Source organism: Cellulosimicrobium sp. BMG9.23, assembly GCF_059159985.1.
Map to the genome: position 1 here is coordinate 186988 of NZ_JBZGBZ010000001.1, position 20382 is coordinate 207369.

General features: G+C 76.1%; 19 protein-coding genes. 12 read left to right on the plus strand and 7 right to left on the minus strand.

Annotation, left to right across the window (positions count from 1 at the left end):
• Positions 1–23 precede the first annotated feature (23 nt).
• The 3 genes from AC4H2G_RS00700 to ccsB are packed head-to-tail and all read left to right on the plus strand — an operon-like array spanning position 24 to position 3822.
• Positions 24–803 (plus strand): cytochrome c biogenesis CcdA family protein, encoded by a 780-nt coding sequence (locus AC4H2G_RS00700; RefSeq protein ID WP_494364103.1) that lies wholly within the window; start codon positions 24–26, stop codon positions 801–803.
• Positions 803–2740, plus strand: coding sequence for a cytochrome c biogenesis protein ResB (gene resB / locus AC4H2G_RS00705; RefSeq protein WP_494363859.1), 1938 nt, complete (start codon positions 803–805; stop codon positions 2738–2740). Before AC4H2G_RS00700 ends, resB begins: the two co-directional genes overlap by 1 nt.
• Complete coding sequence (gene ccsB, locus AC4H2G_RS00710; RefSeq protein ID WP_494363860.1) at positions 2737–3822, plus strand: c-type cytochrome biogenesis protein CcsB; 1086 nt, start codon at positions 2737–2739, stop codon at positions 3820–3822. Before resB ends, ccsB begins: the two co-directional genes overlap by 4 nt.
• A gap of 102 nt (positions 3823–3924) precedes the next feature.
• On the opposite strand, the gene AC4H2G_RS00715 is transcribed toward ccsB, so the two are convergent.
• Positions 3925–4488, minus strand: coding sequence for a PLD nuclease N-terminal domain-containing protein (locus AC4H2G_RS00715; RefSeq protein ID WP_494363861.1), 564 nt, complete (start codon positions 4486–4488; stop codon positions 3925–3927).
• A 31-nt stretch (positions 4489–4519) separates the two neighbouring features.
• Between AC4H2G_RS00715 and AC4H2G_RS00720 the strand changes: the two genes are divergently transcribed.
• On the plus strand, positions 4520–4819 hold the full coding sequence (locus AC4H2G_RS00720) for a DUF4229 domain-containing protein (protein ID WP_494363862.1): 300 nt from the start codon (positions 4520–4522) through the stop codon (positions 4817–4819).
• Positions 4820–4847: 28 nt separating this feature from the next.
• Here the strand turns inward: AC4H2G_RS00720 and AC4H2G_RS00725 are convergent, their stop codons facing one another.
• Together AC4H2G_RS00725 and AC4H2G_RS00730 are read right to left on the minus strand one after the other, a co-directional pair.
• Positions 4848–5717 (minus strand): 1,4-dihydroxy-2-naphthoate polyprenyltransferase, encoded by an 870-nt coding sequence (locus AC4H2G_RS00725; protein ID WP_494363863.1) that lies wholly within the window; start codon positions 5715–5717, stop codon positions 4848–4850.
• 29 nt (positions 5718–5746) lie between these two features.
• Positions 5747–7024, minus strand: coding sequence for an AMP-binding protein (locus tag AC4H2G_RS00730; RefSeq protein ID WP_494363864.1), 1278 nt, complete (start codon positions 7022–7024; stop codon positions 5747–5749).
• A 118-nt stretch (positions 7025–7142) separates the two neighbouring features.
• Here AC4H2G_RS00730 and AC4H2G_RS00735 point away from each other — a divergent pair, with 118 nt between their 5' ends.
• Complete coding sequence (locus AC4H2G_RS00735; protein ID WP_494363865.1) at positions 7143–8252, plus strand: DUF3048 domain-containing protein; 1110 nt, start codon at positions 7143–7145, stop codon at positions 8250–8252.
• A gap of 131 nt (positions 8253–8383) precedes the next feature.
• A complete protein-coding gene (locus tag AC4H2G_RS00740; RefSeq protein WP_494363866.1) occupies positions 8384–8623 on the plus strand; it encodes a hypothetical protein in 240 nt (79 codons plus the stop codon).
• Positions 8624–8698: 75 nt separating this feature from the next.
• On the opposite strand, the gene AC4H2G_RS00745 is transcribed toward AC4H2G_RS00740, so the two are convergent.
• Positions 8699–9703, minus strand: coding sequence for a 1,4-dihydroxy-2-naphthoyl-CoA synthase (locus AC4H2G_RS00745; RefSeq protein ID WP_494364104.1), 1005 nt, complete (start codon positions 9701–9703; stop codon positions 8699–8701).
• A 52-nt stretch (positions 9704–9755) separates the two neighbouring features.
• A complete protein-coding gene (locus AC4H2G_RS00750) occupies positions 9756–10778 on the minus strand; it encodes a DMT family transporter (RefSeq protein WP_494363867.1) in 1023 nt (340 codons plus the stop codon).
• Between the two features lie 67 nt (positions 10779–10845).
• Between AC4H2G_RS00750 and pdxR the strand changes: the two genes are divergently transcribed.
• The 6 genes from pdxR (at position 10846) to AC4H2G_RS00780 (ending at position 18111) form a co-directional block, all read left to right on the plus strand.
• The gene (gene pdxR / locus AC4H2G_RS00755; RefSeq protein WP_494363868.1) at positions 10846–12267 is read left to right on the plus strand and encodes a MocR-like pyridoxine biosynthesis transcription factor PdxR; all 1422 of its coding nucleotides are present in this window, start codon (positions 10846–10848) and stop codon (positions 12265–12267) included.
• Between the two features lie 72 nt (positions 12268–12339).
• Positions 12340–12669 (plus strand): DMT family transporter, encoded by a 330-nt coding sequence (locus AC4H2G_RS00760; RefSeq protein WP_251153462.1) that lies wholly within the window; start codon positions 12340–12342, stop codon positions 12667–12669.
• Positions 12669–13304, plus strand: coding sequence for a TetR/AcrR family transcriptional regulator (locus tag AC4H2G_RS00765; RefSeq protein WP_494363869.1), 636 nt, complete (start codon positions 12669–12671; stop codon positions 13302–13304). Before AC4H2G_RS00760 ends, AC4H2G_RS00765 begins: the two co-directional genes overlap by 1 nt.
• A gap of 87 nt (positions 13305–13391) precedes the next feature.
• Positions 13392–14402 carry an o-succinylbenzoate synthase gene (locus tag AC4H2G_RS00770; RefSeq protein WP_494363870.1) on the plus strand — a complete coding sequence of 337 codons (1011 nt, stop codon included), beginning with the start codon at positions 13392–13394 and terminating at the stop codon, positions 14400–14402.
• Positions 14399–16279, plus strand: coding sequence for a 2-succinyl-5-enolpyruvyl-6-hydroxy-3-cyclohexene-1-carboxylic-acid synthase (menD, locus tag AC4H2G_RS00775; RefSeq protein ID WP_494363871.1), 1881 nt, complete (start codon positions 14399–14401; stop codon positions 16277–16279). The genes AC4H2G_RS00770 and menD overlap by 4 nt, the downstream gene beginning before the upstream one ends.
• Positions 16280–16497: 218 nt before the next feature.
• Positions 16498–18111, plus strand: coding sequence for a S1C family serine protease (locus AC4H2G_RS00780; protein WP_494363872.1), 1614 nt, complete (start codon positions 16498–16500; stop codon positions 18109–18111).
• Positions 18112–18259: 148 nt separating this feature from the next.
• Here AC4H2G_RS00780 and AC4H2G_RS00785 read toward each other — a convergent pair whose 3' ends face one another.
• Entirely contained in the window at positions 18260–18847 is a 588-nt protein-coding gene (locus tag AC4H2G_RS00785) for a GNAT family N-acetyltransferase (RefSeq protein ID WP_494363873.1), read from the minus strand.
• Between the two features lie 125 nt (positions 18848–18972).
• Positions 18973–20322, minus strand: a complete 1350-nt coding sequence (locus AC4H2G_RS00790; protein WP_494363874.1) for an isochorismate synthase — start codon at positions 20320–20322, stop codon at positions 18973–18975.
• Positions 20323–20382 lie beyond the last annotated feature (60 nt).

The following is a 20382-nucleotide window of genomic DNA, read 5'->3' on the forward strand; positions in this document are numbered from 1 at the left end:
CGACCACCGTCTTCAGCGGGTCGATGCTGCTCGCGATCCCCGTCGCGATCCTCGCGGGCCTGGTCTCGTTCGCGTCGCCGTGCGTGCTGCCGCTCGTCCCCGGCTACGTCGGGTACGTCAGCGGCATGGCCGCGGCGAACGCCGGGTCCGGGCGCGCGGCCCGGACGTCCCGCACGGGAGGCGGCACGACGACGGCCCGCGCCCAGGTCGCCGTGGCCGCCCCCAGCCGGGGCCGGGTCCTCGCCGGGGTCGGCCTGTTCGTCGCCGGGTTCACGCTCGTGTTCGTCGCGCTCATGGTCGCCGCAGGAGCGGTCGGCGTGCACCTCGTGCGCTGGGAGGACGTCATCACGCGCGTGCTCGGCGTCGTCGTGATCCTCATGGGGTTCGCCTTCATGGGCGCCGTACCGTTCCTCCAGCGTGAGCGCCGGCTGCACCTCAGCCCGCAGGCGGGCCTGTGGGGCGCACCGCTCCTGGGCATCGTGTTCGGCCTCGGCTGGACCCCGTGCCTGGGCCCGACCCTCGCCGCCGTCCAGGTCCTGTCGCTCAACGAGGCGTCCGCAGGCCGCGGCGCGGTCCTCGGGGTCGCGTACTGCATCGGCCTCGGGGTGCCGTTCCTGCTCATCGCCCTCGGACTGCAGAGCTCGCAGCGGATGCTGGGCTTCCTGCGCCGCCACCGCCTCGCCGTCATGCGCGTCGGCGGTGCGCTCCTCGTGCTCATCGGCCTCGCGCTCGTCACCGGGCTGTGGGGCACGTGGACGACGGCGATGCAGGGTTGGATCGGCGGATTCGTGACGGTGGTGTGATGAGCGACGAGAAGACCGAGCCGAGGTCGGCACCGCGGTACCGCCCCGAGGGCATCGACGACGCGTTCGCCGAGGGCGGCCCGGAAGCGGGCTCGCCGTCGTCCGCCGAGGGCGAGGGCGGGCCCGGCGCAGCGGCGTCGGACGGAGCAGGGTCGGGCAGCGCCGCAGGACCGGCGGGACCGGCAGGGCCCAGCGGCCCGAGGCTGGGGCTCGTCGGGACGCTGCGCTGGACGTGGCGCCAGCTGACGAGCATGCGCGTCGCGCTCATGCTGCTCATGCTGCTCGCCGTCGCGGCGGTGCCGGGATCGGTGCTGCCGCAACGCCCCCAGGACCCGGCGGCGGTGCTGCGCTACCTCCAGGACAACCCGACGACGGGCGAGTGGCTCGACCGTCTCGGGTTCTTCGACGTCTACGCGTCCGTCTGGTTCTCCGCGATCTACATCCTGCTGTTCGTCTCGCTCGTGGGCTGCATCCTGCCGCGCACGAAGGCGCACCTGCAGGCGCTCCGCGGCCGCCCGCCGCGCACACCGCGCCGCTTCGACCGGTTCCCCGCACAGGGGAACGCCACGACCGACGCGTCTCCGGACGAGGTCGTGGCAGCCGCTCAGGCGCACCTGCGCGGGCGCGTCCGGTGGCTGCCGACGTTCCGGGTCGAGACGGGCGCGGAGGAGGCGGCACCCGCCGTCGGGAAGCGGGCGGCCCGACCCGCGGCGCGGACGGTCGCGGCCGAGCGCGGCTACGTGCGCGAGACCGGCAACCTCGTCTTCCACCTGTCGCTCCTCGGGCTGCTGGTCGCCGTCGCGATGGGTCAGCTCCTGCACTACCGCGGGCAGGCGATCGTCACGGAGGACCGCGGCTTCGCGAACGCCGTCGTGGACTACGACACGTTCGAGAACGGTGCGTGGTTCCGGCCGTCGTCGCTCGTCCCGTTCTCCATGACGCTCGACCGGTTCGAGGCCGAGTTCGCCGCGGACGCCGTGGCGTTCGCCCAGTCGCGGGACTTCACCGCGTTCGTCACGGTGCGCGACCCGGACGGGCAGAGCCACGAGGAGACCATCAAGGTCAACCACCCGCTCACCGCGGGCGGCGCCAAGATCTACCTCCAGGGCAACGGGTACGCGCCCGAGGTGACGGTCCGCGACGCCGACGGCGAGGTCGCGTTCGCCGGGCGCGTGCCGTTCCTGCCCGAGGACACGATGTACACGTCGCGCGGCGTCATCAAGGTCCCGGACGTCTCGCCCGGGCTCGACCAGATCGGGCTCGTCGGCTCGTTCCTCCCGACGGCGGAGCTCAGCGCCGACGGCACGACGGCCAGCTCGGTCTACCCGCAGCCGATCAACCCGCTGCTCGTGCTCGAGGTGTACCGCGGCGACCTCGGCCTCGACGAGGGTCTGCCGCAGAACGTGTACCGGCTCGACACCGAGGACCTCGAGCCGTCCGTCGACGAGGACGGCGAGCGCGTCAAGGTGCTCGTCGCCCCCGGCGAGACGGTCGAGCTGCCCGACGGCCTGGGCACGATCACGTTCGAGTCCCTGCCGCGCTACGTCGCGCTGGACCTGCGCCACGACCCGTCGCTCACGTGGGTGCTCGTCTTCGCGCTCGGTGCGCTGGGTGGTCTCGCGGTCTCGCTGTTCACGCCGCGCCGGCGCGTCTGGGTGCGCGCGTGGCGGGAGCCGGTGCCCGACGCCGCCGGGTCGGCCCCGGGCACGCCCCGCGAGCGCACCGTCGTCCGGGTCGCCGGGCTCGCGCGCGGCGACGACGCCGGGCTCCAGGGCGAGGTCGACTCGCTTCTCGCCGCGCTCCCCGGCGTGGCACCATCGGGTGAGGGTGACCTCACCTCCGGTCCGGCGCGCTCGCGCGGGACCTCGTCCTCCGACGCCCGGGGGACCGGGACGACCGCGCGCCGCACGGGCCGCGCACGAAAGGCTGACCGATGACCGTGGCCGAGCTGAGCCAGGACCTCGTGTGGGCGGCGGCGACCGCGCTGACCGTCGCGCTCGTGGCGTTCGCGATCGACCTCTCGCGCCTCGCGGGCCGTCGCGACGACGAGCGGGCGGCGGAGCGGGTCGGGCGTCGTGACGGCGCGACGGCACCGGAGCGTGCCGAGGCGCTCGCGGCGACCGGGGGGACCGCGGCGTCCGGCGCGAGCGCGGCCGCCTCGCCGTACGGGCCGGGCGACGACCTCGACGGCGCGCCGCTCGATGACGCCCCACGGGGTGGCGGCGGCGTCGACGGGCCGGCACCGGTCTCGCGCAAGGCCGCGAACATCGGCATCTCGGTGACGTGGCTCGGTACGGCGCTGCTGCTGGCGGCGATCGTCACGCGCGGCATCGCGGCGGGCCGCACGCCGTGGGCCAACATGTACGAGTTCACGCTCGTGGGCAGCTTCGTGGCGCTCGCGGTGTTCCTCGTGGTCTCGCTCAAGCGGGACGTGCGGTTCCTCGGCTCGTTCGTCACGGGCCTCGCGGTGCTCTTCCTCGTCCTCGCGCAGAACGCGTTCTACGTCGACGCCACGGGCGTGCAGCCCGCGCTCCAGTCGTACTGGCTCGTCATTCACGTGGGCGTCGCGATCATCGCGACGGGCATCTTCACCGTCGCGTTCGTCACGTCGGTCCTGCAGCTCCTGCGCGACTCGCGCGACGAGGGCAGCGCGATCCTCGGCCGTCGCGGCTGGCGCTGGCTCGACTCGACGCCCACGCCGGCGCAGCTCGAGGCGCTGAGCTTCCGCCTCAACTCCGTCGCGTTCGTCCTGTGGACCTTCACGATCATCGGCGGCGCGATCTGGGCCGAGCACGCCTGGGGCCGCTACTGGGGCTGGGACCCCAAGGAGGTCTGGAGCTTCGTCGTCTGGGTCGTCTACGCGGCGTACCTGCACGCCCGCACGACGCGCGGCTGGTCCGGCCGTCGTGCCGCCTACTTCGTGGTCGTGGGCTACGCGTGCGTGCTGTTCAACTTCACCGGTGTGAACCTGCTGTTCAGCGGCAAGCACTCGTACTCGGGCCTCAACCCGGCCGACTGACCCCGCTCCGCAGGCTCTCCCTCCGCCGAGAAGTGAGCTTCCGCCCCTGAACCAGCCGATTCAGGGGCGGAAGCTCACTTCTCGGTGGAGGGCGGTGTGGTCTCAGCGGCTGCCCGGTTCGTCGCGCTCGGATCCGGTGCCGGTCTGGTCGGTGTCGTCGTCCCGGTCAGGGTCCCCGGCGTCGAGGTCCATGTCGTCGTCCGGGCCATGGCCCAGGCTGCCCGAGCCCGGGCCGGTCCCCGGTGCCGGTGGGGTACCGAAGGGCGGGACGTCGTCCGCCGCGGGACTGTCCGCGGTCCCGGAGGCCTCGGGCGCGCCAGACGTGTCAGTCGTGTCAGACGTGCCACTGCCCTGGCGGCGCTGCTGCTGCTCGAGGCGCCAGAGGAACTCGGGGTCGTCGTCGGGCGCGAGCGGTGCGTTGCGCCGGCGCCGCGCGGGCGGCGTCGGCCCCGCCCCGGGGCGCGCGCTCCCGTAGCGGGGGACGGAGCGGTGCGACCGCTTGACGAGGATCCAGGCGATCGGCCCCACGAAGGGAAGCAGGACGATGAGCACGACCCACAGCCCCTTCGGGATGCCGCCCCGGTCCTCGTCGTCGCTCGAGGCGAGGTCGACGAGCGCGTAGACCGCGAGACCGACGGCGATGAGGGGGAGCAGCACGCGAAGCATGCCTCCAGCCTACGGGCCGTACCCTGGAGGAGTGCCCGTCCTCGTCTACTCCGTCCTGCGCCTCCTGCTCTTCGCGGTGGCTCTCGGCGCGCTCTGGCTCGCCGGGATGCGCGGCTGGCTGCTCGTGCTCGTCGCGGCGGTCGTCGCGCTCATGCTGTCCTACCTGACGCTGAACCGCCCTCGCGAGGCGGCGTCGCGCTATCTCGCGGAACGGGCCGGGCGCCGTGCGCGGACGGGCGAGCGTTTCTCGCGCGACATCGAGGACGACGCCGCGGTGGAGGACGCCGCGGTCGACGCAGCGGACGGACCCGAGGCGCACCCGACGCGCTGATCCGCCGGGGATCCGGCGCGACCGGTCGCTACAGCGCGAGCCCGACTCCGAGCAGCACCCCGTACGCGAGCTCGAACAGCCCCGTCCCCGCGAGGACCGGCACGAGCAGCGGGCCGCGTGCACCGGCGATCACGGGGAGCGTGAGGAGCACCGCCGGCAGGAGCAGCACGAGCGTCAGCAGCGTCCATGCCGAGGCGAGCGCGCACACGACCGCGAGGAGCAGCGGCACCCAGATCATCAGCACGAACACGCGCCGCGCGCGCCAGTCGCCGAGGCGGACGGCCAGCGTGCGCTTGCCCGCGACGACGTCGGTGGGGATGTCGCGCAGGTTGTTCACCATGAGCAGCGCGCACGCGAGCAGGCCCACGGCGACCGCGCCCACGAGGGACGGCCACGTCACGACGTCCGCCTGCGTGTACGTCGTGCCGAGCGTGGCGACGAGCCCGAAGAAGACGAACACCCCCACCTCGCCGAGGCCTCGGTAGCCGTAGGGGTTGCGACCGCCGGTGTAGTACCAGCCGGCGAGGATCGCGAGGGCGCCCACCGCGATGAGCCACCAGTGCCCCGAGACCGTGCAGAGCAGGAGGCCGAGCACGGCCGCGAGCCCGAACGCGGTGAACGCCGCCGCGCGCACCTCGCTCGCACGAGCCGCGCCGGTGGCGGTGAGGCGCATCGGCCCGACGCGCTCGACGTCCGTCCCGCGGATCCCGTCCGAGTAGTCGTTCGCGTAGTTCACGCCGACCTGGAGGGCGAGCGCGACGCCGAGCGCGAGCAGCGCCGGCCAGAAGGCGAAACCGTCGACCTGTGCCGCGGCGCCGGAGCCGACGATCACAGGGGTCGCGGCGGCGGGGAGGGTGCGCAGGCGTGCGCCCGCGACCCACTCGGCGGGACTGGCCATGGTGCTCCGATCGGTCGTGCGGCTCGCGCTCAGGCGCCGTCGTGCCCGACGGCGAGCCGCGCCACCGCGGCCCGGTCCACCTTGCCGGGACCTCGTCGGGGCAGGTCCGCCACGACGAGGACGCGGCGCGGTGCAGCGGCCCGTCCCAGCCTATCCGCGACGCGGCTGCGGATCGCGCCGGACAGCCCGGGCGGGAGGTCGGACGTCCCGCCGCTCGGAGGGGTGGACGAGCGACCGGACGACGCCTGCTCGCGCAGCGTCACGACGGCGACGACCGCCTGCCCCCACTCGGGGTCGGGCACGCCGACGACGCACACCTCGCCGACGCCGTCGACGCCTGCGACGACGTCCTCCACGGCCGCCGGCGCGACGTTGACGCCGCCTGTGACGACCACGTCGTCGGCGCGCCCGAGGACCGTGAGCCGGCGGGTGCCGTCCCCGGGTACGTGTCCCGCCGCCGGGGCGTCGAGAACCTCGCCGGCGTGGGGATCCTCGACGTCGGGCTCGCCGGCGATCCGGCCGAGGTCGCTCGTGCGGAACCACCGGGTCCCGTCGGGGTCGGTCCGGAAGGCCGCCGCCGTCGCCGCGCCGTCGCCGAGGTACCCGTCCGCGAGGACCGGGCCGGCGAGCTCGACGACGCCCGACCCCCGCGCGAGGCGGACGTGCACGCCCGCGAGCGGGACGCCGTCGTACACGCAGCCGCCGCACGTCTCGGTCATGCCGTAGGTCGTCACGACGCGGGCGCCGGCGTCGCGCGCGCGACGGAGCAGCGCGACCGGCGTCGCGGCGCCGCCGAGCAGGACGGCGTCGAGCGAGCACAGGGCGTCGAGCCCGCGCGCGCCGCCGTCGGTGCCCGACTCCGCCGCCGCGACGAGGCGGTGGAGCTGCGTGGGGACCAGGGAGACGTACCGCCGGACGTCGCGCGGCGCCCGGTCGACGAGCGCGGCGAACCCGCCCGGCGTGAAGGGCTCGCCCGGCGGCGCGGCGGTGAGGCCGAGCCCCGCGTGCGCACGCGCGACGACCTGGACCCCGGCGACGTGCGTGGCGGGCAGGGTGAGCAGCCAGTGGCCCGGGCCGCCGAGGCGCGCGTGCGTCGCGCTCCCCGAGGCGCGCAGCGCGCGCGCCGACAGCGCGACCTCGCGCGCAGCGCCGGTCGACCCTGACGTGCGCAGCACGAGCGCGGCGTCGCCGGGATCCGCGGGGGCGAGCACCGGGACGGGAGCGACGGGCGGGCCGGCGCCGTCGAGCGCCGCCCCCACGGCCCGGACGAGCTCTTCCAGGTCTGCGGGGACGACGGCGCGGGTCACCCGATCAGGGTAGGTCGCGACGTAGTGTGTCCGGGAACCAGCCAGGGGGACGCGCGCGAGCGACAGGACGACGGCGGACGACGGGGTCCGGCGAGCGACGAGAGGGGCGACGGTGCGGATGCTCGCCGGAGGACCACGGGGACGACGCGGACCACGAGAGCCGCGCGGTGGTCGCCGGAGCCGCGCCCTCGGCGGCGCGCTCGCGCTCGCCACGGCCCTGACGCTCGCGGCGTGCGGGGGCGGCGAGCCCGTCGTGCCCGTCACGGCGACCGTCGACGCGGACTCGTCCGTCGCGAAGGGCGGCCCGCCCGACCCCGCGGTCCCGGTCGTCTGGCCGCTCACGGGCGTCGCCGTCGAGGAGGTCGCGGTCCGGCCGGCCCTCGCCGTGAAGATCGAGAACGCGCCGCAGGCGCGTCCCCAGACAGGGCTCGAGTCCGCCGACGTCGTCTGGGAGGAGGTCGTCGAGGGCGGGATCACCCGGTTCGTCGCGGTCTACCACTCGCAGACGCCGGAGCTCGTCGGGCCGGTGCGCTCGGTCCGTCCGATGGACCCCGCGATCGTCGCGCCGCTGCACGGCGTCCTCGTCTACACGGGCGGGCAGGAACCGTTCATGGACGCGGTGGGTGCGGCGGGGATCCAGTCCGTCGTCATGGACGACGGCGACGACGGCTTCGAGACGACCCGCGCACGCCGGGCACCGCACAACGTCTACGGCCGGGTCGCGGACCTCTGGGAGCAGGCGGACGACGAGCGCACGTCGCCGCCGCCGGCGCAGCTCGTCCACGCGCGTGAGGCCGGTCGTGGCACCGCGACGGTCTCGGGCGCGCCGGCCACGCGGCTCGACGTCGCCCTGACGTTCGCGAGCCGGGCGGTCTGGGACTGGGCGGGAGACCAGGGCGCGTACCTGCGGAGCGAGGGCGACGAGCCCGCCGTCTCGGCCGACGACGCACGCCTCGCCGCGACGAACGTCGTGCTGGTCTCCGCGACCATGGTGAACACTCCGTTCACCGACCCTGCGGGAGCCCCGGTCCCGGAGACGCAGCTCGTCGGGTCGGGGGACGCCGTCGTCGCGAGCGGAGGCAAGCACGTCGCGGCGACCTGGTCGAAGGAGGAGGTCGACGCGCCGCTCGTCCTCACCGGCGCCGACGGCGCGCCCGTCCGGCTCGAGCCCGGGACGACCTGGATCGAGCTCGTCCCGACGGACAGCGGGAGCTGGACCATCGGCTGAACGGTGGTGCGGGCGGGCTGCCCGTCCTCCTTCGGACGGACGACCGTTCCTCCCGCGGGAGGAGCAGGCGTCGACCAGGAGCCCCCGCCGGGCCGACGCGCCGGGGCCGCCCCGGACGGCACCGTGGAGTCATGGCAACCGTCGTCCCGAACCCCGCCCACCCGTCCTCGGCCCGCACCCCCGGTGAGAGCCCCTCCGCGGCCCCCGCGCCGCCGTCGTACGCCCCGCGCTCGCAGCGCGACGAACCCGGCGCCGCACGCTCGGCCGTCCCCGTCGTCGTCTCCGTCGGTCTGCTCTTCGGCCTCGCCGTCGCTGCGGCGTTCGTGGGCCGCGGCATCATCGAGATGCTCACGGGCATGCTCGGCCAGTGACCGCAGCCCTCGCCCTGTCAGCACCGGGCCGGTCCGCGGACCGGTGATGCGCTGACAGGTCTCCCCGGTGTCGCGTCAGAAGGCGTAGCCGAACCGGCCCCAGTCCGGGTCCCGGCGCTCGAGGAACGCGTCGCGGCCCTCGACGGCCTCGTCCGTCATGTAGGCGAGGCGCGTGGCCTCGCCCGCGAACACCTGCTGGCCCATGAGGCCGTCGTCCGCGAGGTTGAACGCGAACTTCAGCATGCGGATCGCCTGCGGCGACTTCGTCGCGATCGTCCGCGCGTACTCGAGCGCGAGCGCCTCGAGGTCCGCGTGGTCCGCGACCTCGTTCACCGCGCCCCACTCGTAGGCGTCCTGCGCCGAGTACTCGCGCGCGAGGAAGAAGATCTCCCGGGCGCGCTTCTGCCCGACCTGCCGCGCGAGGTAGGCCGACCCGTACCCGCCGTCGAACGAGCCCACGTTCGCGTCGGTCTGCTTGAACCGCGCGTGCTCGCGGCTCGCGATCGACAGGTCCGCGACGACGTGGAGCGAGTGCCCGCCGCCCGCCGCCCAGCCGTTGACGACCGCGATCACGACCTTGGGCATCGTGCGGATGAGCCGCTGCACCTCGAGGATGTGGAGCCGGCCGGCGCGCGCCGGGTCGACCGCGTCCGCCGTGACCCCCAGGATCTCACCGCCCCCGGCAGGGTCCTCGACCGAGGTCGTGTACTGGTAGCCCGACCGGCCGCGGATGCGCTGGTCGCCGCCGGAGCAGAACGCCCAGCCGCCGTCCTTGGGGGACGGGCCGTTGCCGGTGAGCAGGACGGTCCCGACGTCGGACGTCATGCGCGCGTGGTCGAGGACGCGGTAGAGCTCGTCGACGGTGTGCGGGCGGAACGCGTTGCGCACCTCGGGCCGGTCGAACGCGATCCGCACGACGGGCAGGTCGCGCAGGATCGTGCCCGGCGCGCCGGCAGCGCCGTCACCGCCGGCCGGTGCCCGCTCGACCCCCCGGTGGTACGTGATGTCCGTGAGTCCGTCGAAGCCGGCGACGTCGCGCCAGGCGAGAGGGTCGAAGGTCTCGGACACGCGGCGCGGCACGGGCGTCCGCCCCGCGGCCGCCGTCGCGGGGTCCGCGGCCGGCGTGGTGTGGTCATCGCTGCTCGGGCTGCTGGGGCTGCTCACGACCGCCACGGTAGCCGGTCGGGGCTCGTCGAGGTGCCCGGTCGGGCGCCGGCTCGTGCGGTGCCCGACGGCGCGGGGCGAGCCCCACCGCGAGTCCGGCACCGACGGTGAGCACCCCCGCGACGGCGTGCCACGTCGCGCTCTCGACGCCGAGCGCGACGGACGCGGCGAGGGCTGCGACGGGCATGAGCCCGGCGAAGAGGCCCGCGCGCGCGGCCCCCAGTCGAGCGAGCCCCGAGTACCACAGGAGGAAGGCGACGGCCGTGACCACGACGGCGAGGTAGGCGAGGGCAGCGGTCTCCGTCGCGGTCGGCACCGCGAGGAAGGGCCCGGGCAGCAGCAGGCCGCCCAGTGCGAGCTGCGGGACGGCGAGCACGCACGCCCAGGCGGAGACCCGCAGCGGGCCGAGGGTCGACAGGAGCGGCAGGGCGAGGAGCGAGAAGCAGACCTCGCACGCGAGCGCGCCCAGGGCGAGGCCGAGCCCGACGAGGTCGACCGCCCCGGGACCCTCGACGAGCACGACGCCGCCGGTCACGGCGAGGGCCGCGAGACCGGTGCGGGCGTCGACACGACGCTCGCGGAGCGCCGCCGCGACGGCGAGGACCACGGGCGTCGCCCCGACGACGGCGCCGACGAGCGACGGGTCGGCGCGGTCGGCGCCGCGCACGACGAGCACGCTGAACGCGACGAGCCCGGTTGCCGAGAGCGCTGCGAGCCGTCCCGCCTGCCGCGCGGTGGGCCACACCCACGGGACCCTCCGCCAGGCGAGGACGCCGACGAGGACGAGGGCGGCCACCGCGTAGCGCACCGCCTGACCGCCGAGCAGCGGGAAGTCGGCGAGGGCGCCCGACGCGACGAACGACGCGCCGACGATGATCATGCCTGCCGCGCACAGAACTGAGGCGCGTGCGGCGGACGGGCCGTCAGGGGTGACGCGCGACGGCAGGGGAACGGGGGACGCCGACGGTGCCGGACGAGCGGAAGTGGTCACCCCTGAGACGCTAGGCACCGCTGGTCCAGGCGGACAGGGCCAGTTCCGACCTGGTTGACTGGGCCAGATGACGGACCTCGCTCAGCACCGGCTGGAACCGGAGGCCCTGCTCCTCCTGCTGGGGCCGCGACCCGACGGCGGCGTCGGACGGTGGATCGAGGACGGACTGAGGGCCGCGATCGTCGAGGGCAGGGTGGGCTCCGGAGCTGTGCTGCCCTCGAGCCGGGAGGCCGCGTCGGCTCTGGGCGTCGCGCGAGGCACGGTCACGACGGCGCTCGACCTGCTCGTGGGCGACGGGCTGCTCGTCAGCAGGCAGCGTGCCGGCGTCGAGGTGGCGACCCTCCTGGCCCCGGCCGCCGGCTCGTCGACGGGAGGAGGCGCGACGCCGACGCCCCGGCCCGCACGGTCCCCGAGCGTCGGGACGCCCGACCCGGCGCTCTTCCCCCGTGCCGCCTGGTCGCGCGCGGTGCGGTCCGCGACGGCCGGCCTCCCCGACGCGGACCTCGGGTACCCGGACCCGCAGGGGCTCCCCGCGCTGCGGGAGGCGATCGCGGACCATCTGCGGCAGGCGAGGGGCGCGCGGGCCCACGCGCGCGACGTCGTCGTGGTGAGCGGCGTGGCCCAGGGCCTCACGCTGCTCGCCGGCCTGCTCGCGAGCTCGGGTGCAACGCGAGGGAGCGGGGCGACGCCACCCCCGCGCGTCGCCGTCGAGGACCCCTCGTCGCCGGGAGCCGTCGACCTGCTCGTCGCGGCGGGGCTCGACGTCGACCCGGTCCCCGTCGACGACGACGGCCTGCGTGCGGACCTGCTGCCGGACGCGAGCGCGGTGCTCGTGACGCCGGCGCACCAGTTCCCCCTCGGCGTCGTGCTGGCGCCGGACCGACGGCGGGAGGTGCTCGCCTGGGCGGCGGCCGGCGACCGCTACGTGCTCGAGGACGACTACGACGCCGAGCTCCGCTACGACCGGCGCCCCGTCGCCGCGCTCCAGGCGATGGACCCGGACCGGGTCGTGCTCCTCGGCTCGGTGTCGAAGATGCTCTCGCCGGCGCTGCGCCTCGGCTGGGTGCTGGCGCCGCCGCAGCTCGTCGGGGCGCTCGTCGAGGCGAAGACGCGCGCGGACCTGGGCTGCTCGGTCCCCGAGCAGGCGGCGCTCGCGGACCTCCTGCGCAACGGTGCCTACGGCCGTCATCTGCGCCGGGTGCGCACGATCTACCGCCGCCGTCGCGCGGTCCTGCTCGACGCGCTCGCCGCGCGGGCGCCGGGCCTCCGGGTGCGCGGCGTCGACGCGGGCCTGCACCTGGTCGTGGAGCTCGCGTCGCGCGAGGCCGAGGACGAGGCCGTCCGCATCCTGGTGGGCGCAGGCGTCCCCGCGCTCGCCCTGAGCGCGACGGGCGCTAGGCCCGGGGAGCGGTTCGGGGTCGTCGTCGGCACCGCGCGGGTGCGGGACGCGCAGGTGGGCGCCGTGGTCCGAGCCGTCCGAGCAGAATAGTGGTACGTTAGTGCCACTTAACGCACGACGGCGGGATCTGCCACCCGGTGCGCCGACCCACGGAGAGTCCCCATGGCGCTCGCATGGATCGTCCTCATCCTGTCCGGCATGCTCGAGGCCGGCTGGGCCCTGAGCCTCAAGGCGTCGGAGGGCTTCAGCAAGCTCTGGCCGAGCGTCTCGTTCGTCGTCCTCCTCGTCCTCAGCATGGTCGGGCTGAGCTACGCCCTCAAGACCCTGCCCGTCGGCGTCGCCTACGGTGTGTGGGTGGGGATCGGGGCCGCCCTGACCGCTGTCCTCGCCATCGTCCTGTTCGACGAGCCCGTCACGGTCCTCAAGGTCATCTCCCTCGTGCTGATCGTCGCCGGGGTGGTCGGGCTCAACCTGTCCGGTGGGGGTCACTGATGCCCGAGACGTCGACCGAGCTCGCGCGCCCCGAGGGGATGCGCGCCGAACCTCGCCGGCAGGCGCGCGGCGCCGCGCGCCGCGACGCGATCGTGCGGGCCGCTGCGGACCTCATCCTGCGGGAGGGGCCCGCGGCCGTGACGCACCGCGCGGTCGCCGCTCGCGCCCAGGTCCCGCTCGCGGCGACGACCTACTATTTCACCGGCCTCGACGATCTCATCGGCGCCGCCGGGCAGGTGATCGTCGCCGGGTGGGCCGACCACGCGCGCGACGCCGCGGCACGGGCCATCCGGCGGGCCTCGTCCGGGCGGCGCGCGGCCGCCGCCGGCGCCGAGGTCCTCGTCGACGCCGTCCTGCCGCCGGGCGGTGAGACCGAGCTGCGCGGGTTCTACGAGCACCTCGTCGGCGCGGGCCGGTACCCGGCCCTCGCGCACGCGTACGCCGAGGGGCGGCACCAGCTCGACACCGCCGTCGCCCACGTCCTCACGGTGCTCGGCGTGCACGGGGCGAGCCCCGGGCTCCTCGTCGCCGTCGTGGACGGCGCCGCCGTGAGCGCGCTGAGCGAGGGCCGCGACGTGCGTGGCCTCGCCGTGCGGCTCGTCGCCGACCTGCTGGGCGACGACGGGCAGCGCTAGATACCGCTCTCCTCAGCTGGACCCGGCCGACCGGGACGGAGCACGGCTCGCCGCGGGTCGTCACGTGCGGTGGCATAGCCTGGGGGCGTGCCCGACCCCCGCTCCGCCGTCGTCTACCGCACCCGCCTGACCACCCGCTTCCGCGGCCTCGACGTGCGCGACGGCGTGCTCCTGCGGGGCGCGGCCGGGTGGGGTGAGTTCTCGCCGTTCTGGGACTACGACGACGCCGAGTCCGCCGCGTGGCTGCGGGCCGCGCACGAGGCCGCCGACGCCGGCTGGCCTGCTCCGCTGCGCGACGTCGTCCCGGTCAACGTCACCGTGCCGGCCGTCGGGCCGGAGCGCGCTCGGGAGATCGTCGCCGCGTCCCGCGGCTGCCGCACCGCCAAGGTGAAGGTCGCCCAGCGCGGGCCCGACGGCGCCCTCGAACCGCTCGCGGACGAGGTCGCGCGCATCGAGGCCGTGCGCGACGCGCTCGGTCCGGGCGGCCGGGTGCGCGTCGACGCGAACGGCGCGTGGGACGTCGACGACGCGCTGCGCCGCCTCCCGCACCTCGACCGCGCGGCAGGCGGTCTCGAGTACGTCGAGCAGCCGTGCGCCGACGTCGCCGGTCTGGCCGCCGTCCGCCGCGGTCAGCGGGGCGACACGGCCGTGCCCGTCGCCGCCGACGAGTCGGTCCGTCGTGCCGAGGACCCGCTCGCGGTGGTCCGTGCCGACGCGGCCGACGTCGTGGTGCTCAAGGTCCAGCCGCTCGGCGGCGTCCGGGCGTGCCTCGAGCTCGCCGAGCAGGTCGGGCTCCCCGTGGTGGTCTCGTCCGCGCTCGAGTCGTCGGTCGGGATCGCGGCGGGCGTGGCGCTCGCGGCCGCGCTGCCCGAGCTGCCGTACGCGTGCGGTCTCGCGACCGTCCAGCTCCTCGCCGACGACGTCACCGACACCCCGCTCCTGCCGGTCGACGGCATGCTGCCCGTCACGCGTCCGGAGCCCGCGCCCGACCGGCTCGACGCGACCGAGGCCGACGGCGACACCGACCGCCGCTGGCGCGACCGGCTCGACCGGGTCTCCGCGCTCGTGGGTGCCTCCGCCCGGGCGGTGCGGCGATGAGCGGCACGGCAGAGGGTGCGCCTCAGCCGCCCGCCGTGCGGGCCGCGTGCGCGCTCGTGGCGCGCCTCGTCGCCGAGGGGGTGCGCGACGTCGTGCTCGCACCCGGGTCGCGGTCCGCGCCGCTCGCGTACGCGGTCGCCGCGGCGGCCGACGCGGGCCTCCTGACGCTCCACGTGCGCGTCGACGAGCGGTCCGCCGGGTTCCTCGCCCTGGGCCTCGCCCGGGGGAGCGAGCCGGTCGGGGCGGACGGCGGGACGCACGTGCCGCGGCCGGTCGCCGTCGTCACGACCTCCGGCACCGCCGTCGCGAACCTCCACCCCGCGGTGCTCGAGGCGCACCACGCGGGCGTCCCCCTCGTGCTCCTCACCGCCGACCGCCCCCACGAGCTGCGCGGCACGGGTGCCAACCAGACCACCGACCAGGTGGGGCTCTTCGGGCGGGCGGTGCGCCTCGTCGTCGACCAGCCCGCGCCAGACGGGCGGGACGGCGAGGTGCGCGACCTGCTCGCCGCGACGACCCGCGCCCTCGCCGCGGCGACCGGCGCCCGCACGGGCGTGCCCGGTCCCGTGCACCTGGACCTCGCGTACCGCGAGCCGCTCGTCCCGGTCGCGCCCCTCGGCGCGGCCGACGTCGATCCTGCGACCGCGGGCGTCCGGCGCACGGAGGTGGTGCCCGCCCTCGTCTCCGCGCCCCGACAGGGGTGGGCCACCGGCCTGACCGTGGTCGTCGCGGGCGACGGCGCCGGTGCGGTCGCCCGCGAGCTCGCCGAGGCGCGTGGCTGGCCGTTGCTCGCGGAGCCGTCGTCGGGGGCCGTCGGAGGGCCGAACGCCGTGCCGGCGGCGTCGCTCGTCCTCGGCGTGGCCGGGCTCGCGGACGACGTCGAGGACGTCGTCGTGCTCGGCCGCCCCACCCTCACACGGCCGGTGCAACGGCTGCTCGGCCGCGAGGACGTGTCCGTCGCGGTCGTCGCGCCCCCGGGTGCGCCGTGGCCCGACGCCGCACGCAACGCGTCGTCCGTGCTGCCCGCCGTCCCGGCGGAGTGGCTCGTCCCGGAGCTCGAGGTGACCGATGCGACCGAAGCCGCCGACGACGTGGCGACCGACCGGCGCTGGCTGGCGCGGTGGCGCGCCGCGGCCCGGGCGACCGCGCGCGTCGTCGCCGCCACGACGGCCGGGGACCGCCCGACCGGCCCGGCCGTCGCACGCGCGGTGGCAGAGGCGTGCGGAGCCGGCGACGTGCTCGTCGTCGGGTCGTCCAACCCCGTGCGGGACCTGGACCTCGTGCTCGGCGTCGAGCTCGCCGAGGACGTGGCGGACGACCGCGCCGACGACCGCGCCGACGAGGCGGCGGCCGGAGCCGGACGCGGGGTGCCGCGCGTCGTCGCGAACCGCGGCCTCGCCGGGATCGACGGCACCGTCTCGACCGCGCTGGGCGTCGCGCTCGCCGAGGCCCGGCGCGGACGGCGCACCCGTGCGCTGCTCGGCGACCTGACGTTCCTGCACGACGTGGGCGGGCTCCTGCGCGGGCCGCTCGAGCCGCACGTGGACCTGCAGCTCGTCGTCGTCAACGACGACGGCGGGTCGATCTTCGCGGGGCTCGAACCGGGCGCGCTGGGGGAGTCGTCGGCTGCCGCAGGCGCAACGTTCGAGCGGGTCTTCGCAACCCCCCACGGCGCGAACCTCGCGCACCTGTGCTCCGGGTACGGCGTGGACCACCAGCTCGTGCCCGACGTCGCGTCGCTGCGGCACGCGCTTGCCGCACCGAGCCACGGGGTGCAGGTGCTCGAGATCCGCGTCCCCCGCACGGACCGCCGGGCGGCGGCCGCAGCGCTCGCGACCGCCGTCCGGGCCGCCGTCGCGGAGGCGCTCGCCGGCTGACTCGCCGAGGGTCTCGCGCGGACGGCGACGGTTCGGCGCGTCGTGCGCCGATCGGCGTCTCGAGGTGCCGACCGCGGACGCGGACCGCCGACCACCGCATCGACCGCCGGACGGTGGCGGGACCGGAGGCTCCGGATTCGCAGACAACTCCCAGGAACGCTCAAGGGTCGTTCAAGGCCGAGGGTGTGAAGTAGTGGGCAGAACCGAGGAGGCCCACCATGTCGAACGACACCCCCACCGAGCCGATGCAGCCCGTCGAGCACCCGCAGACGCAGCCGACCGCTCCGCTCGCGGCGCCGCAGCACGTCCAGCAGGTCCGCTTCGCCCAGCCGGCCGCGCCGCAGCAGGCGCCCGCGAACCCGTACGCCCGCCCGGCCCAGGCTGCGGGCGCCCCGGCCGCTCCCCACGCCGGCGCCGCGTCCGGCGGGTACGGCGCCGTGCCGCCGCCTCCCGCCCCGCCGGTGCAGGGCGAGCCGACCGGCCCGCGCGCCGAGCGCCGTCGCACCTGGGTGCCCGTCGTGAGCGCCGCTGCCGCTGCCGCGATCGTCGCGAGCCTCGGGACCGCCGGGCTCGTCCTCGCGGTCGACGACGACGCCTCGCCGAGCAGCTCGCTCGCCCAGGTCGGGCAGCAGCAGGAGGAGTCGACGACGGCGCCCGTCTCGAGCTCGTCCTCGCAGAACCCCGACTGGGAGGCCGTGACGCAGGCCGTCGCGCCGTCGGTCGTCGCGATCCAGGTCCAGACCCAGTCCGGCGGCGGTGAGGGCTCGGGCGTCATTATCGACGACCAGGGCCACGTCGTGACGAACAACCACGTGGTCGCGGGCGCCGTCGACGACACCGTCCAGGTGACCCTCAGCGACGGCCGCCTGTTCGAGGCGACGATCGTCGGGCTCGACCCGGCGACGGACCTCGCCGTCGTGCAGATCAACGACGCCCCGGACGACCTGCAGCCCGCGACGCTCGGCGACTCCGGCGACGTGAGCGTCGGCGAGTCCGTCCTCGCGGTCGGCAACCCGCTCGGCCTCGCCAACACCGCGACGACCGGCATCGTGTCCGCCGTGGACCGCCCGGTCTCCGCGTCCGGTTCCGAGGGCGGCACGTCCGTCGTGACCAACGCCATCCAGATCGACGCCGCGATCAACCCCGGCAACTCCGGCGGTCCGCTGTTCGACGCGCAGGGCCGCGTCATCGGCATCACGTCGTCGATCGCGACCCTCTCGAGCGGCGGCAGCCAGGCCGGCTCGATCGGCCTGGGCTTCGCGATCCCGGTGAACCTCGCGAAGACGATCAGCACGCAGCTCGTCGAGAACGGCACCGCGGAGCACGCGTTCCTCGGCGTCTCGCTCTCGGACGCGACCGCGACGGCCGACGGCGTGACGCGCCGTGGCGCGCAGGTCGCCGAGGTGACCGAGGGGTCGCCCGCCGCGGAGGCCGGCATGGAGAGCGGTGACGTGATCGTCGCGATCGACGGCGACGCCGTGGGCGGCGCCGAGTCGCTCACCGCGTTCGTCCGCGAGCGCACGGCCGGCGCGAACGCGGCCCTCACGGTCGTCCGCGACGGCGAGAGCACCGAGATCGACGTGACCCTCGCGACGCGCCCCGCCGACCAGGAGACCACCGGCCAGGGCTCGGAGGGCTCGGACGGGTCCGGCCAGGGCCAGCTCCCGGAGGGCCAGCTCCCGGAGGGCCAGCTGCCCGAGGGGCAGGACGGCCAGGGCCAGGTGCCCGAGGGCCAGGGCGACCAGCAGGGTGAGCAGGGGCAGGAGACCGACCCCAGCGACCCGGGCAACGTCCCGAACCCGTTCGACTGGTTCTTCGGCGGGCAGGGCTGACCCACCGCCTGACGAGCACCCTGATCTCCCGTCGCGCCGTCCTCCCATCCGGCGCGACGGGATCGGCGGAGCGCCGCGGACGTCCCCCCGCGCGCCCCGCCCGGCCGGCACGGACCTGGTTCGTGCCGGCCCTCGGCGTCCCCGCGGGTCAGACCGGCTCTGCCACGTCCTCGGCGGGCGCGGCAGGGCCGGCCCAGCCCGCGTCGTCGGCCGACGCCCCACCCGGCGTCGAAGCGTCGGGCGTGGCGCCGCGGGGCGTGAGCGGCTTGGTGAAGAAGCCCGCGGTGCGCGTGTAGCCGCGGGCCGTCGAGAACTCCTGGCACACGGCCGTCGCGATCGCCGCCTGGTGCGCGCCGGCCTCGACCGCCCAGTCCTCCGCGGACGCCAGCAGGGCGCGGCCCACGCCGCGCCGCCGGTGTGCGGGGGCGACGGCCACCTCCTCGACGCGGCACACGTCGCCGTTCGCGGCGAAGCTCAGGTGCCGGTTCGCCAGGACGTAGCCGACGACGCCCTCGTCCGGCAGCTCGGCCACCGCGAACCACGTGTCGAGCGCGCCGAGCAGCGGGCCGAACGACCGGTCGAACGCCCTCCGGTCGGGCGCATCGGACCGGAGCTCCGGGACGAGCGGCCAGACGGTGTCGCGGTCCGCGACCGTGGCACGTCGGACGAGGACGCCGGTGCGGCCGGGGCCGTGATCCGTGACGGACAGGCCGGGAGGAAGGGAGGAATCGGACACCTGCGCGAACCTAGCAGCGGCTCGAACCCTCTGGACAGAGGCGTCCGGTGCCCGGTCAGGTGCTCGGGGTGGTGACGTTCCCCACATCCGCCGGGTCGCGCGCGAGGGCCGGCGTCCGCCCGGGCTCAGGAGCCGAGCGCGTACCGCATCGGCTCGAGCTTGGCCTCGGACTCCGCGAGCTCGGCCGCCGGGTCCGACGCCGCGACGATGCCGCACCCTGCGAAGAGCCGCACGTCGCGGGGGTCCGACGCAGAGAGCTCGGCCGAGCGCAGCGCGATGCCCCACTCGCCGTCGCCGTCGGAACCGAGCCAGCCCACGGGGCCGGCGTACCGGGAGCGGTCCATGCCCTCGATCTCCCGGATGAGGTCGCGCGCGGCCTCGGTCGGCGTGCCGCACACCGCGGCCGAGGGGTGCAGGGCAGCCGCGAGCGCGAGGCTCGTGGGCGCTGCCGGGCGTGACGCGGCGCCGCGCGCGAGGACGCCCGTGACGTCGGACGCGAGGTGCATGACGTTCGGCAGGTGGAGCACGAACGGTGTGTCCGGGACGTTCATCGACGAGCAGAACGGCGCGAGCGCCTGCGCCACGGAGGTCACGGCGTACTCGTGCTCCTCGAGGTCCTTGGACGACCGCGCGAGCTGCGCGGCGCGCAGGAGCGCCTCGTCGTCGGACAGCCCGGCGCGCCGGATCGTCCCTGCGAGCACGCGCGACGTGACGAGGCCCTTCTCGCTGCGCACGAGCAGCTCGGGCGTCGCGCCGACCATGCCGTCGACGGAGAACGTCCAGCACGCCTCGTACGCGGTGGCGAGGCGCGCGAGGAGCCAGCGCGGGTCGACCGGCGCGCTCGTGCGGGCCACGACGTCGCGCGCGAGCACGACCTTCTCGAGCGCCCCGGCGCGGATGCGCTCGACGCCCTCGGCGACGACGGCGGCCCAGTCGTCCGCGCGCAGGGCGCCGTCGCGCCAGGTCACCTCGCCCGGCGCGGTGACGGGCGTGCGTGGTTCGCGGGCCAGGGCGGCCGCGGGGGAGGAGGAGAGCGAGCCGGCGGTGTCGACGGTCGTGAGCCACGTCGTGCCGTCGCGGCGCCCGACGACGACGCGCGGGACGACGAGCACGCCGCCCGCGCGCAGCGGCTCGTGCGCGTCGTCGCCGGGCGCGGAGTCGTCGAACGCGAACGTGCCGAAGGCGACCGGCCCGGTGCCCGGCAGGCCCACCTCGTCGCGCACGACGGCGCGCGCGAGCGTCTCGTGCCACGCGGCCTCGGCGTCGGCGAACCGCCCCGGCCCCCACGTCTCGAGCCGCAGCGCCTCGCCCCAGCCCACGATCCCGTCGCCGCGACGCACCCAGCTGAGGGGCCGCGCGTCGGGCAGGAGGTCGACGAGCGCGGCGGGGCCGCCGGGGAGGTCGTCGATCCGGCTCGTCCGGACGACGAGCGGGTGGGGCTGGGCGGCCGGGGCCGTCGACGGTTCTGCAGTCATCGCCACCCAGCGTAAGCGTGCCCGGTCGGTGCGGCGCAGCGCGCGGCTCGTGGAAGCATG